This is a genomic window from Pseudonocardia ailaonensis, assembly GCF_039531635.1.
Taxonomy (GTDB): Bacteria; Actinomycetota; Actinomycetes; order Mycobacteriales; family Pseudonocardiaceae; genus Pseudonocardia; species Pseudonocardia ailaonensis.
In genome coordinates this window covers 362951-376602 of the sequence record NZ_BAAAQK010000012.1, presented here as the reverse complement: position 1 = coordinate 376602, position 13652 = coordinate 362951, and the positions used below count along the sequence as shown (strand labels likewise).

10 protein-coding genes and 1 pseudogene are annotated in these 13652 nt (G+C 74.5%); 3 read left to right on the top strand and 8 right to left on the bottom strand.

What is annotated here, in order from left to right; translation table 11 throughout:
- The first annotated feature begins 149 nt into the window (after positions 1–149).
- Positions 150–1271 (top strand): GNAT family N-acetyltransferase, encoded by a 1122-nt coding sequence (locus tag ABD324_RS20295; RefSeq protein ID WP_344419223.1) that lies wholly within the window; start codon positions 150–152, stop codon positions 1269–1271.
- A gap of 116 nt (positions 1272–1387) precedes the next feature.
- Here ABD324_RS20295 and ABD324_RS20290 read toward each other — a convergent pair.
- The 6 genes and pseudogenes from ABD324_RS20290 to ABD324_RS20265 form a co-directional block, all read right to left on the bottom strand.
- Positions 1388–1990, bottom strand: a pseudogene (locus ABD324_RS20290) (glycosyltransferase); the annotation flags it as partial.
- Between the two features lie 392 nt (positions 1991–2382).
- On the bottom strand, positions 2383–3723 hold the full coding sequence (locus ABD324_RS20285; protein WP_344419220.1) for a GNAT family N-acetyltransferase: 1341 nt from the start codon (positions 3721–3723) through the stop codon (positions 2383–2385).
- Positions 3724–3738: 15 nt separating this feature from the next.
- Positions 3739–4803 carry a protein-tyrosine phosphatase family protein gene (locus ABD324_RS20280; RefSeq protein WP_344419217.1) on the bottom strand — a complete coding sequence of 355 codons (1065 nt, stop codon included), beginning with the start codon at positions 4801–4803 and terminating at the stop codon, positions 3739–3741.
- Entirely contained in the window at positions 4800–7058 is a 2259-nt protein-coding gene (locus ABD324_RS20275; RefSeq protein ID WP_344419214.1) for an ArnT family glycosyltransferase, read from the bottom strand. The genes ABD324_RS20280 and ABD324_RS20275 overlap by 4 nt, the downstream gene beginning before the upstream one ends.
- Positions 7055–8800: an oligosaccharide flippase family protein gene (locus ABD324_RS20270; protein ID WP_344419212.1), complete on the bottom strand. Its 1746-nt coding sequence runs from the start codon at positions 8798–8800 to the stop codon at positions 7055–7057. Before ABD324_RS20270 ends, ABD324_RS20275 begins: the two co-directional genes overlap by 4 nt.
- Positions 8801–8804: 4 nt before the next feature.
- Positions 8805–9839 carry a polyprenol monophosphomannose synthase gene (locus tag ABD324_RS20265; protein WP_344419210.1) on the bottom strand — a complete coding sequence of 345 codons (1035 nt, stop codon included), beginning with the start codon at positions 9837–9839 and terminating at the stop codon, positions 8805–8807.
- A 265-nt stretch (positions 9840–10104) separates the two neighbouring features.
- Here ABD324_RS20265 and ABD324_RS20260 point away from each other — a divergent pair, with 265 nt between their 5' ends.
- Positions 10105–10248 carry a hypothetical protein gene (locus ABD324_RS20260; protein ID WP_344419207.1) on the top strand — a complete coding sequence of 48 codons (144 nt, stop codon included), beginning with the start codon at positions 10105–10107 and terminating at the stop codon, positions 10246–10248.
- Positions 10249–10340: 92 nt separating this feature from the next.
- Entirely contained in the window at positions 10341–11036 is a 696-nt protein-coding gene (locus tag ABD324_RS20255) for a DUF6777 domain-containing protein (RefSeq protein WP_344419204.1), read from the top strand.
- Between the two features lie 9 nt (positions 11037–11045).
- Here ABD324_RS20255 and ABD324_RS20250 read toward each other — a convergent pair whose 3' ends face one another.
- On the bottom strand, positions 11046–12215 hold the full coding sequence (locus ABD324_RS20250; RefSeq protein WP_344419202.1) for an ROK family protein: 1170 nt from the start codon (positions 12213–12215) through the stop codon (positions 11046–11048).
- Positions 12212–13645, bottom strand: a complete 1434-nt coding sequence (locus ABD324_RS20245) for a sugar ABC transporter permease (RefSeq protein ID WP_344419200.1) — start codon at positions 13643–13645, stop codon at positions 12212–12214. Before ABD324_RS20245 ends, ABD324_RS20250 begins: the two co-directional genes overlap by 4 nt.
- Positions 13646–13652: the final 7 nt, after the last annotated feature.

Sequence of the window (13652 nt, the reverse complement as noted above, 5' to 3'; positions counted from 1 at the left end):
TCGGCCGGACGGAGCAGTGTCCACGTCCACTAGGACCTACCACCCGCGTGGGCCGCTGACATCACCCGACGAGCCCGGATAGCCTTCGCCCCAGCTGACGTCAGCACGTGCCCGACCGCCGGGCCCGGGGGGACCGGAGAGGCCACACCGTGGGTACGCGACCGTTCGCGGGCAAGGAACTGCAGGGGCTCGATCCCGAGCTCGACAAGCGTTGGGACGCACTGGCCCTGGCCTCGGGCGCCCCGGTCTTCCTGCGCCCCGGCTGGGTGCGTGCCTGGGCCACGGCCTTCGGGAAGACCGACGCCGTGCGCCTGCTCACCGTGGAGCGCGGCGGCGAGCTGGTGGCCGTCATGCCGCTGCTGGCGGGCGCCCTGACACTGCGCTCGGCCACCAACGCCGAGACCGCCGTGTACGCGCCCGTGGTCGCGGACGCCGAGGCGGCCGCCGAGCTGGCGGACACCCTCCTGGGCCTGGGGGCCCCGTCGATCGATCTCGCGGCCCTGTCCGCGGCCGATGCCGGCACCGATGCCCTGGTCAAGGGCGCCGAGCGGGCCGGGTCGGCACTGCTGCGGCGTACCCTGCGCAGCTCGCCCTACATCGACACGAGCGTCGGCGACGCCGCGTCCTTCCGGGCCGGGCTGTCGAAGAACAAGCGGCACGGCCTGCGCCGCCTGGAGAAGCGCCTCGCCGAGGTGGGCGAGCTGGTGCTCGACGTCCAGGACGGCCGGGAGAACCGGGCCGCCCTGCTGGCCGAGGGCTACCGGCTCGAGGCGCGCGAGTGGAAGCTCGCGGCGGGCTCGGCGATCCTGTCCAACCCGGCCACCACCCGCTTCTACGACCTCGCCGCGGAGTGGGCGGCCTCCGAGGGCCTGCTGCGGCTGGCCTTCCTGCGCGTGGGCGGCCGGGCCGTGGGCTTCGGCTACCTCGTGGAGCAGGCCGGGACCCTGAGCTTCCTCAAGCTCGGCATGGACGACGCGAGCGCGAAGCTCGGGCCGGGCATCGTGATCATGCACCATCTGATCGACTACGCCTTCGCCGACCCGGCGGTGACCGAGCTGGACCTGCTCGGCGAGAACGACGCGTACAAGAAGGACCTCGCGAGCGGCACGCGGGAGCAGCTGCGGATGCAGCTGTTCCCGAACCGCCGCACCGGATCCGCCCAGCGCGCCGCGGTGGTGACGGCGGGCGAGCTGCGCACCCGGATCGTGGAGAAGCTGTCCGACGACACCCGCGACCGCCTCTCCGCGATCCGGAACCGCATCCTGCGCTGAGGGGCCGCGGGCGCGCCCGGACCGCCGCCGACCAGGCCGGCGACGAGGTCGCGGTAGCGCTGCCCCACCGTCGTCCAGTCGAACTCCCGGCTGCGCTCCAGGGCGCCCGCGCCCAGCGTCGCGCGCAGCGCGGGATCGCCGTGCAGGCGCAGGAGCGCCTCCCGCAGCGCCGGGACCTCGAAGGGCGGCACCGGGATCCCGGCACCGTCGCCGATCCAGGAGTTGCGCTCGATTCCGAAGTGGACGACCGGTCGCCCGTACGCCATGGCCTCCAGCGCGGTGAGGCAGAAGGTCTCGTAGCGCGAGGGGACGACGAGGAAGGCGCAGTCCCGCAGCAGGTCCTCCTTCACCTGCCCCTCGACCCGGCCCACCAGGTGCACCCCGTCCGGGAGCAGGGCGCGCAGCTTCTCCTCCTCGGCCGGCGTGCCGGAGCCGGCGAGATCGAGCTCCACACCGGACCCCTGCAGCGCCTCGAAGAGCAGGTCGAGACCCTTCTGGCGGACGTCGATCCGGCCCAGGAACAGGGCCCGTCCCGTGCCCGGCGCGGTGGGCACCTCGGCGGGCGGGTCGATCGCGTTGGGGATCACCGTGACCGCGGTGCGCGGGCTCGCGGCGCGCACGATCGCGGCGTCGACGTCGTTGAGGGTCACGATGTACCGGTACAACCGCAGCCCGACCTTCTCGACGGCCTCGAACGGCAGCCCGTAGCGCCGCTGCATGTCCGAACCGGAGAGCATCTGGACCAGCCCCGCGACGGGGGTGCCGACGAGCCGGCCCAGGACCGGCAGCAGGCTGGCGGACGCGGGCGGGGTGAGGCTCTCGATCCAGGCCGCCGGGCGGCGCCCCCGAAGCCCGAGCAGCAGCACCACCAGCGGCAGGAACAGCACGAACAGCAGCTGCCCGGCGCGGGGGCCCGCCCAGCCGACGGGGACGAACGTGTAGCGGATGCCGTCGCGCTCGGCGTGCCGGCCGCTGCCGGTGTACGACCCGACGTAGACGCGGACCTCGTGCTCGGCCGCCAGCTCCTGCGCGATCCGGTGGACGATCCGGGGCCCGCCGCCGCCGTAGTGGGGGTTGCCGACGTCGTCGTAGATGGACAGGACGACGCGGCTCACGAGCCCGAGCCCGGCTTCTCGGCCGCGGGTGCCGCCGGCTCGACCACGGAGGGCCTCGCCGCAGCCGGCTTCGCCGCAGCCGGCTTCACTGCGGCCGGCTTCTCCGCTCCGGACTTGACCGAGGCCGGCTTCTCCGCCGCGGGCTCGGCCCGGTCCGGCTTCCCGGCCGCGGGTTCGTCCGCTACCTCCGGGGTCGCCGCGGGTCCGCCCGCCCTGCGCGCCCGGAGCTCCGCGACCTTGGCCTTGGCGGCGGACGTCGCCTCGCCCGCCTTGCCGTAGGCCACCCGCAGGCCCTTCTCCGTCCTCGACAGCGGGAGCCGCTCGAAGCGCAGCACCTCGTAGTCGACCGGGAAGGCGCCGAAGTAGGCCTTGAAGTGCTCCGGGCCCGAGCCGCTGTCCGACTCGCCCATGTGGAACCAGCGCACGCCGTGCTCGCAGGCGTCCTTGATCGCGACGGAGTGCAGCAGGTAGGTCGCGAGGGTCGTGCGGGCCAGCTCGGTGTCCATCGCGCACATCCAGCCGAGCGCGTGCCGGCCCCGCTGCAGCACCACGTTCACCGCGACCGGCCGCCCCTCCTGCAGCACCGACCACACCACGCAGTTCTCCCCCAGCGCCTTCGCCACCGCGGCGACCTGACCCGCCCGGTCCCGGTGCGCGGCCAGCCGGCGGGCGATCACCAGCGGCTGCCCGCGGTGCTCGGCCCAGCGGTCCACGGACTGCGCGTAGAGGTCCGCGAAGATCGAGATGCCACGGCCCGGGAGGCTCGCCGCGGCGCCGTCCTCGCGGCGGACCTCGAGCTCGAACTTCTCGGCCTTGCGCACCGAGTTGCGGGCCTGGCGCTTGTAGCGCTTCTCCCAGATCTCGTCGAAACCGGGCTCGAGGTCCACGACCTGGCTGCGGTACCGCACGCGCTGCAGGGGCAGCCCGAGCGAGTCGGCGGCGGCCGACCAGACCTTGCCCTGCAAGGGGTTGGGAACCACCGAGCGCAGCACGGCGGGGCGCTGCGCGAGATCCGACAGCACGATCCGGCAGTCGGCCTCGGTGAGCTCACCGCCCTCGACGAGCAGGCCGCCGTAGGCCCAGCCGTAGGGCCAGGACTCCTCGCTCACCGGGACTCCGAGGCGCCGTCGCGCCACCAGCGGCAGGACGCCGCGGCGGCCGCCGGGGAGCGCGTAGAGCCGGGTGGCGTCGGTGTAGCCGCGGGGGGCCAGCGCGTCGACCCACTCGGGGGCCTGGCTGGCGACCGCCTCGGGATCGGCCGCCAGCACCTCGCGCCAGGTGGCCCGGGACACCGGGGTGGCCCCCGAGGTCGGGGCGGGACGGGTCGCCGGGTTCATGCCGCACTCATCTCGTCACTTCCGAAGGGTCGCATAGGGATTGCCGGGAGCGGCCGCGCCGGAGAGGGCGGCGGCGGCGTCGGTCAGGGCCTGGGTCTGGGCGGGGCTGAGCCCGCGGGTGTCGGTCGGTGAGAGGCCCGCCCTGACCTGGGCGAGCGGCTGCCCCCGGAGGAGCTGGAGCAGGGCACCCGTGACGACGACGGGGCCGGTGCCCGTGTCGTCGTGCAGCAGGACCGTGCCCCCGGCGGACTTCACGAAGTCCGAGATCTGGGTGAGCTGCTCGGCGGTCGGGGCCTCGCCGTCCGGGACCCGGACGGCGACGAAGTCGAGCCCGAGCGCCTGGGTCACGGCCTGTTCCTCGACCCCGGGGATCCCGATCATCACGATCCCCTTGACGCCGAACTGGTCGCGCAGCTGCCCGTACTGCGGCTCGAGCGGGGTGTCGGCGCGGATGACGTCCGGGAGCACCCGGGCGACCGCCTCGAGCGGCGGCAGGGCGTCGGGGGGCGGGGCGGGATGGAGCACCCCGGTGGCCCGCACGGCGAGCCCGATCGCGAGCAGCAGCACGAGCACCCCGAGCCGGACCGCGATGGACCGGGCCCTCAGGCGCTCGGTCCTCCCGAGCGCCGGGGTCCCCCGCTCCCGCGGGGGCTTCGTCGCCGTCGCGGCCGGCCGGCCCGCCCACGGCTGCGCGTACTGGGGCGAGTACTGGCCGGCCCACTGCGGCTGCCCGTTCTGCGGGGACGACCCGGCCTGCGGGTACGCCGGGTGGCCCTGCGGCCCGGCGCCCGGGTACGGCGCGTACTGCGGATCGGAGGGATGTCCCGGGTACTGGCCCGGGTACTGCCCCGCACCGGACCCCGCCTGCGGGTACTGCTGGCCGGCCGGGGCCTGCTGGCCGGGGTACTGCTGGCCGGAGTACTGCTGGCCGGAGTACTGCGGCGCCGCTCCGACCTGCCCCGATCCCTGCTGCTCCGATCCCTGCTGGCCCGATCCCTGCTGGCCGGCCCCGTTCCCGGGCGTCGGCCACGCCTGCACCCCCGGCGGCGGCCACTGGTCCGGACGCTCCGGCCCGCTCACGGCCTCCGTCCCTTCGGGACCGGGCGCCGCACCAGCCGGGAGATCTCGAACGCCACGACCGGGATCGCGATGTAGAGCGCCAGGCCCGCGAGCAGCGCGGTGACGAAGGGCTGCACCGACGTCGGCTGCGGCGGCCCCAGGTTCGAGGGCAGCGGCGGCGCGGCGAGCGGGGTCCGCGCCTGCAGCGAGGGCTTCACGATCCCGCTGTCCAGCGCGAGCTGCCCGATCGGCGCGAGCCGGACGGTCTTCGCGTCGGGCCCGTGCTCCACGACCCCGCCGGCGAACGCCTGCCGCACCCAGCCGTCCTCCATCGTGGACACCGGGCCGATCGGGGCGCCGAGCGCGGCGCCGACCTTCTGGGCGTACGCCGTGATCAGCGGGTCGCTCGGCCGCGTGTTCCCGCCTACCGGGGGCAGGTTCGCCTTCCGGTACTCCGGCGTCACGGACAGGGCGGTGACCACGGGCTTCGCCGTGACGACCCCGCCCGGGTCCGCGCTCAGCACCGCGCCGGTGAACACCTGCGTGCCCGCCCAGACCGACGTCATCGGCGCGCCGACCACGGCGCGGCCGCCCAGGGCCTCGACACCGTCGGTGAAGTTCCCGCCCGGCCCGTTCGTGACGGGGAAGCCGCCGCAGCGGTTGTCGTCCGTGATCACGAAGGTGCCGTTCGGGTAGGGCTCGGTGTCGGCGAGCGGATCGTAGGAGTCGAACGGCGTGCGCCAGACCTCGAGGCCGTTGTAGGTGAAGGTGTCGTAGGAGGCGACCAGCTCGCCGTGCGAGCGCACCCAGCCGGTCAGCTCGGTCGTCGCGTCGCCGAAGCCGGAGGCCACGTCCTTGTCGCTGAGCACGAACAGGTGCACGCCGTGGGCCTGCGCGCCCTCACCGGTCGCGAACATCACCGCGGTCTGCCCGTTCATCAGGTACTGGTACTTGTCCGGGTCGCCGGTCACCGCCATGGTCGTGCACTCCGGCAGGGAGTTGCCCATCTCGGCCACGGCGAACACGCCCCGGTTGTCCAGGGAGTAGTGCCGCACCCACCCCACCAGCGAGGTCCCGACCGCGGCGACGGCCAGCAGGCCGAGCACCGCGGTGGCGCCCTTCGTGCCCAGCCGGGCCGCGGCCGCGTCCCCCATCATGACGGTGCCCACGAGCGCCGCGGGCAGGATGTAGACGAAGAACTGCTCGTTGAGGCTGCCGATCAGCACGATGTACGCGGCGAACGCGTAGCTCGTGACCAGCCACGACAGCATCCAGCGCGAGGCGCCGGTCACCGCCCGGGTGAGCAGCCACAGCAGCGCGACCGCGCCGGTCAGCAGGAACACGTACGAGGTGGCGTAGGCGGAGAGCTGCCCGGCGATCGAGTCCACGAGGGACACCCCGGGCCGGTTCAGCCCGGTGATCTGCACGGCGCCCGCGAGCCGCTGGAAGGTCGCGAACTTCATGTCGACGAAGTCCGTGGTCAGCCCCAGCGCGACCGCCCAGAGCGGGAACAGCAGCCAGAGCCCGAGACCCCAGACGAACCCGCCGAGGGTCTTCGCGACCGCCCGCTTGTCCTTGGCGAGCAGCGCGTGGATCACCGGGGTGAAGATGATGAACGCCGTGACCTCCTTGGTCAGCAGCGTCAGCCCCGTGGCCAGCCCGACGACCGGGACGTAGATCAACGGGCGGGAGTCCCGCAGCCGGATCGCCAGGCAGAGCGTGAGCATGCCGGCGAGCAGCGCGATCGGCTCGATCAGCGCGAGGCGGCCGTAGCGCAGCAGCACCGGGTCCGTCGCGGCCAGCACGAGCACCAGCCCGACGAGGACCAGCCCGCGCCGCCGCGACGCCGCCGGCATCAGGTACGCGGCGAGCAGCCCGAGCAGCAGGACCGCGAAGACCATCATCAGGGCGGTGAAGAACCGGGCCGCGATGATCGCGTCCGCCAACGGGGCGTGGGCCATGCCGGTCAGCCGCAGCCAGAACGCCTGGGCCAGGAACGAGATCGGCGGATGGACGAACATCGGGCTGTTCGTCCAGGTCAGGTGCCAGCCCTGGGCGACCTGCTGGGCGGCCTCGGTGTAGACGACCTCGTCGTACTGGGTGTCCGGGGAGTTCCAGAGGTTCCAGAGCATCGTGACGCCGGCGAGCACCGCGCCACCGAGGATGATCAGCAGCTCGGCCCGGGCGATCCGCCCCGACCGCGGCGGCCCGGACGGCCCGGCCGGGGCCGGCGGCGGCGGGGTCGGCGGGGTGGTCGGGTACCAGGTCTGCGTCACTCCGACACCCCCTGTGAGTGGTGGTGGCCCCCAGGGGGGACATCCTCACCCACGATCCCTGCCGCGCCGGGCATCTCCAGGCCCACGGCCGTGGCTTCCGCGACGGGGCCGGCGGCGGCGGTGCGCGCGACCAGGCTCGGGACGACGTGGTCGCGCCCCGCGTGATCCGGCGCGAGGCGCTCGGCCCCGGGGGCGGCGACCGTCGCCGCACCGGGCGCCAGGTCCGCGGGCGCGGGATCGGTCGCCTCGGCGGTCGGGGCGGCGGGACGGCCGCCCGGCAGCCTCGAGCGCAGGACCGCCATCTCGCCGTCGGTCAGCAGGCCCAGCCTCAGGATCCCGATCCCGTAGACCAGCAGCCCCCCGATCGCGACGAGCAGGTCGAACGGCGCCGGCACCCGCTCCGCGAGCAGCAGCACCCCCACCAGCACGGCGACCGGGACGAGCCACCGCACGACCGTCCCGATCCGGACCACCGACGGCCGGAACCGCCGCAGGTACTCGACGCCCAGCAGCGCGACCGTCGCCCAGGTGCCGGCGGCGAAGGCCCAGGCCGCACCGATCGCGCCGAGCCGCGGGACGAGCAGGAGCAGCGCGGCCAGCTGCACCGCCACGGACACCGGCACCCGCAGCGCCACCGAGGCGGCGAAACCGCGGGCGAACAGCGCCTTGAGCAGCATGTCCGCGAAGATCAGGCCCGTGGTGCCGATGGTGATCACGCGGGCGAGGTGCGCGGCGTCCTCGTAGCCGGCGGGCAGCACGAGATCGAGCACGGAGGCGGGGGTCACCAGCAGGACCAGCTGCATCGGGATCAGGGCGAGCGGGACCCAGCGCAGGACCGTCATCAGCTTGGCGTGGGCCTCCCGCAGCGTGGGGGCACCCGCGATGAAGGGGAACACGGCGTCGGACAACGCGGAGCCGACGAAGAACGGGGCGCGGGCGAGGATCGCCGCCGCCTGGTAGACGCCGACGGTCGCCACGGTCACCCCGTGGCCGGCGCCGACGGTGCCGAGCAGCAGCACGTCGAGGGTGCCCATCAGGCCGAAGCCGGTGGTGGCCACCGCCATCGGCACCGCGGTCGCGAAGGCCCGCAGGCCCGCGATCCGGCCGCGGCCCGGGCGGCGCCCGCGCAGCGACCACCAGGCCCAGGCGGCGGACACCGCGGCGCTGACGAACAGCGCGATCGCGACCCCGGAGACCCCGAGCCCGAAGAGCGTGACCAGACCGAGCGCCACCACCACCTTGACGACGATCTCCAGCACCCGGGTGGCGCCCACGGCGTCGAACCGGCGGTTGCCCTGCAGCGCACCGAGGAGCACGGCGCCGAGCGCGAGCAGCACGATGGTCCCGGCCGCCAGGACGGTCGGGACGGTGCCGATGCCCGGGAGCACGGCCCCGGTCGTCAGCTGGATGGCGCCGAAGACGACGGCCAGGACGAACCCGAGGCCGACGTTGCCCGCGAGCGCGGCGCGGAAGGTCTCGTCCGCCGCCTCCTTCTCCGCGGGCCCGTGGTCGCGGCGGGCGACGGCCCGGGCGAGGCTCCAGGGGAACCCGGCGGCGAGCACCGAGGTGGCGAGCAGCAGCAGGTTGAGCAGCATCCCGACGCCGCCGAAGGCGGAGGGGGTGAGCAGCCAGGCGAGCGCGACGCCCAGGCCGTAGTTCAGGGCGGCGGTGACCACGATCCCCACGAGGAGCACCGCGCTCCCGCCGGCCGCGCCCCGTTCCGTCGACATCCGGGAAGACATCGGTTCAGCCCACCGACCCGGGCCGGTCGGCCACCGTCATGCCATGCAGGGTCACGGTTCCGACCGCCTCCGCCTTCGTCCGAGCTCGACGTGCGGGAACCATGACACACGGCCCCGTCACGACGTACTCGTCCGAAAGGGTCGAGACGTGACGCCGGTGGGTGGTCGAGTTCGCCCGGTGCTCGTCGAGGGAGACGACACCGGGCCGGGGATACGCGACCGGGGCGAGCCGGGAGGCCGTGCGCGGCGAGCGCCGCGAGCGGCGGGTGCGCAGGGTGCTGGTGCGCAGGACCGCCAGGTGCTTGAAGAAGCGCAGGCCCTCGCGGACCGTGGACTTGGACTCGCCGGCGTGGCGCTGGCCGAAGGTGAAGCCGACCTCGGCGACCTCGGTGAGGCCGGAGCGGACCACCAGCTCCAGGAGGATCTTGTAGCCGATCGGGTCGACGGCGTCGAGGTCCAGGGCGGCGGGGCGGACGGCGAAGAAGCCCGAGAGCGGGTCGCTCATCCGGCTCACCGGGCCGCCCAGCAGCGCCGCCGCGACGACCTTCGAGGCGCGGGAGACGAAGTGGCGGTACGTCGAGCCCAGCCCGCTGCCGTCGCCACCCTCGGCGTACCGGGTGGCCACGACGACCTGGGTGCCGGTGCCGGCCGCGGCGACGAGCTCGGGGACCAGGGCCGGCGGGTGCTGCAGGTCGCCGTCCATGACCACGGCCCAGGGGGCGCGGGCGGCCCGCAGGCCCTCGACGACCGCGCCGCCGAGCCCGCCGGAGGGGGTCTCGCGGTGGATCAGGGTGACCGGGAAGGGGCGGCCGGCGGACTCGGCGCGGACCACCGCGGGGGTGTCGTCCGTGGAGTCGTCGACCACGATGACCTCGGCGGCACGGCCGGCCAGCGCCGCACCGAGCCGGGTGAAGAGCTCCGCGATGTTGCCCGACTCGTTGAAGGTCGGGACGATCACCGAGATCTCGGGGGTGATCTCGGGGGTGGTCGTGGCGGGCCGGACGAGCCGGAGGGCGGTGGTGGTCGCGGTGCTGGTCATGTCCGGCTCCTTCAGGTCGGGTCGTGCTCTGGTGAGGAGAACTCTGCCGCGGCGGGCCGTCCGGAACGATGGAGTGCGCCCCCGGCCGTCCGGAGAGCACCCCCGAGCTCCGGTAGGGCTGTCCCCCGAGGCCTCGGGGGGCGCCGGTCCGGGCCGGGACGGCGCACGGTAGACACGGTGCTGACCTGGGGTGATACATCCGGTTGGACACTGTGCGACCACGCAGAAGACACTGGGTGAGGATCAGCGGCGAGGGAGGTGACGGGTGCACGTCTGCGTGCCGCCGGAGCCGTGCTCCCCGGGGGACGAGTTCACCTGCGTCTGCCGCACCCGCTGGGTCGCCGTCCGCCGGCGCTGGTGGTCTCGCCGGCTGCGCTGGGAACGCGTGCTGTTCTCCGTACCCACCTGACCGGGTTCGGCTGGTGGGGCCAGCCCCCTCGCGGAACGGCCGGGCGCCGTGCCACGCTTCCCGCGCTTCCGCCGACCGCGAGAGAGGTTCCGATGCCCACCACCCGTCCCCGCCGCACCGGGACGCTGTTCGTGCTGGCCGGAGCCGCCGCCGCGCTGGTCTTCGCCGGTGCCGCGGCCTGGGCGGGCCTGTCGTCGAGCCCGCTGACCCCGCCCGTCCGGCTCGAGGGGACGTCGGTACCGGGCGTCTCGCCCTACACCCGCCCGATGGGCACGGACCAGGCCGGGCTGATCCCGCCCGCGGGCCTGAGCGGGGACCAGGCCGGCGACGCCGAGAACCTCTACGCGCGCCCCGGCGCCGCCCCCGCGTGCGACGCGGCCGGGCTGAGCGCGGCCCTGAAGACCGACGCGGCGCGGGCCCAGGCCTGGAGCGGCGTGCTCGGGAGGCCCGACGCCACCGGCCTCGTCCCCGTCCTGCTGCGCTCGGACCTCGCCGTGGTGGAGCACACCTTCGCCCGGGGCGCGGACGTCGCGAACCCGGTGGTGCTGCAGGCCGGCACCGCGATCCTCGTCGACGCCCACGGGGAACCGACGGTCAAGTGCCAGAACGGGAATCCCCTGCGCCGTGGCACGGTCCCGGACCGGGCGGGGGGCTTCCTCGGTGATCCCTGGTCCTTCTTCGCCCCGACGAACGTGGTCACGGTGAGCCCGGCGGAGGCGGCCCGGCCGACCCTCACGGTCCTGGACCTGACCACCGGGAACCCGGCCACGGTCCCGACCGCCGGCTGACCCACCCCGTCAGACCGCGCCGAGGACGGGTTCGAAGGCGAGTTCCGCGGCGCCGACGAGCTTGCCGTCCCGGCCCAGGGGCGACACCGCGATCCGGGTGCCGCCCGCCGCGCGGCTGACCAGGCTGCGGCGGCGGAGGTCGTCGCGCACCCGGTCGACGAGCGTCGGGGGCAGGGCGGCGAAGAGGTCGCCGAGCACCACGAGCTCCGGGGCGAGCATGTTCACCGCCGTCACCAGGCCCGTGACCAGCCACTCCCCCACCTCGGCCAGCAGGTCGAGGCGTCCGGGATGGGCCTCCAGGTCGCGCAGCTCGGCCACGAGCACCCCGCGCGGGGTGTCCTCGGGCAGCCCGAGCGCCCGGCACAGCGCGGGCTCGCCGACCTCGGTCTCCCAGCACCCCTGCTCGCCGCAGAAGCACGCCCGCCCACCCGGCCGGACGATCATGTGCCCGATCTCGCCGACGTACCCGCCGTTGCCGCGCACCGGCATCCCGTCGAGGATCACGCCGCCGCCCACCCCGACGTCCGCCGACAGGTAGATCAGGTCGGACGCGTCGCGCGCGGCACCGCGGACGTGCTCGGCGAGCGCGCCGAGGTCCCCGTCGTTGCCGACGGCGGTCGGCGAGCCGAGGACGGCGGCGAGCCGGGTGGCGAGGGAGACGTCCCGCCAGCCGAGGTTCGGGGCCTCGACCACCATCCCGTCCGAGCGCCGGATCACGCCCGGCACCGAGACGCCGACGCCCTGCTCCCGCACCCCCAGCTCGTCGCGGAGCAGCTGCGCGGACTCGGCGACGTGGGTGATCACCTCGCCCGGCAGCCGCGTGGTGCGGTGCAGGTTCCAGCTGTGCCGGCCGAGGATCTGCCCGCCGATGCCGACCATGGCCATCGAGACCTGGTCGACGCGGACGTCCACGGCCAGCACCACCGCCGAGTGCGCCTCCGGCAGCACCAGCAGCGACGGCCGGCCGGCCCCGTTGCGCTGGGCCGGCACGGCCTCCGTCACCACCCCGGCCTCGGCCAGACCGTCGACGACCGCCTTGATCGTGCTGCGGTTGAGCCCCAGCTCGGTGGCCAGGGTCGCCCGCGTGCACGGCCCGTCCACGTGCAGCCGGCGCAGCAGCGCGGTGCGGTTGTGGCGGCGGGCGTCGTCGGGACGCGTACCCGAAAGCGGCGTGGTCACCTTCCGGCGGCCGCCGACTTCCGCCTGGACAGCACGTCGACGCTCGCGGCGAGCAGCAGGACCAGGCCGGTGATCACGAAGACCACCGCGGCCGGCTGCTTGAGCAGGCCCAGCCCGTTCTCGACCATCGCGAGCACCGCCCCGCCGATCACGGCGTTGGACACCCGGCCGCGGCCGCCGAACAGCGACGTCCCGCCGATGACCGCCGCCCCGACCGCGAAGAGCAGGGTGTTGCCGCCACCTGCCGCCGGCGACACCGAGCCCACCTTGGACGAGTAGACGATCGCGCCGATCGCCGCGAAGGCCGAGCTGATCACGAACACCGCCGCCCGGATCTGGACGACGTCGATGCCCGCCCGCCGGGCCGCCTCCCGGTTCCCGCCGACCGCGTAGACGTGCCGCCCGAACCGCGTCCGGTCGAGCACGTAGGTCCCCAGGATCAGGAGGACCAGCACAATCGGCACGACATAAGGAATACCCGAGATGCTGATGATGCCCGGCGACCGGTCCTGCGTCAGCGCGTACGTCGCCGCCGCGCCGAGGAGCAGGACCACCCCGACCTTGATCAGGACGAGCCCGGTCGGCTTCGCGACGAGCCCCTTGCTCAGCCGGGACCGCTGCTGCAGCAGCAGGACGGCCGCGTACCCGCCGCCCGCGACCACGAACAGCAGCCAGGACCCGAGCGTCGACAGGTTGCCGTTGGCCACCGCGTTGATCACGGGATCACGCAGGCCCAGCGTGCCGCCGTCGCCGATGAGCTGCAGGATCACGCCCTGCCAGGCGATGAACAACGCCAGGGTGACGACGAAGCTGGGCATGCCCGTCCGCGCCACGAGGAAGCCGGTGAGGCAGCCGACCGCCACGCCCACGCAGATCGCGAGCAGCATCTCGACCCAGGCGTTGGGCGGCACCCCGACCAGCAGGAGCACCGCCCCGAGCAACGCCCCGGCCGCGCCCGCCCAGACCTTCGTCCAGATCGCCAGCCCGGCGCAGACGACGAGGCCGATCACGAACACGACGAAGACGAAGCCGCCCATCGCGCCGAGCAGGTTCCCGCCGCTCACGAGGTGCAGCGCCATGAGCGCCGCCGCCAGGCCGGACGCGGTACCCGCGGCGAGGTCGATCTCGCCGGTGAGCAGCACGAACACCAGGCCCATGGCGATGATGGTCCGGCCGGCACCCTGCTGGAGGAGGTTGGCGAGGTTCAGCAGGCTGGGGAAGGTGCCGCCGTGGTCGAGGGCGGTGAAGAGGATGAACAGCGCGGCCAGGCCGAGCAGCGCGGGAAGCGAGCCGAGCTCGCCGTTGCGCAGCCCCGACACGTAGCCGCGGATCGCCTCGCCGGTGGTGCGGGCGGTGGTGTCGATGCCGAAGTCGGCGGCCCGGTTGCCCGGGTTGGCCTTCTCGGCGGCGGACTTCTCGGGTGCTGTCATGATTCCG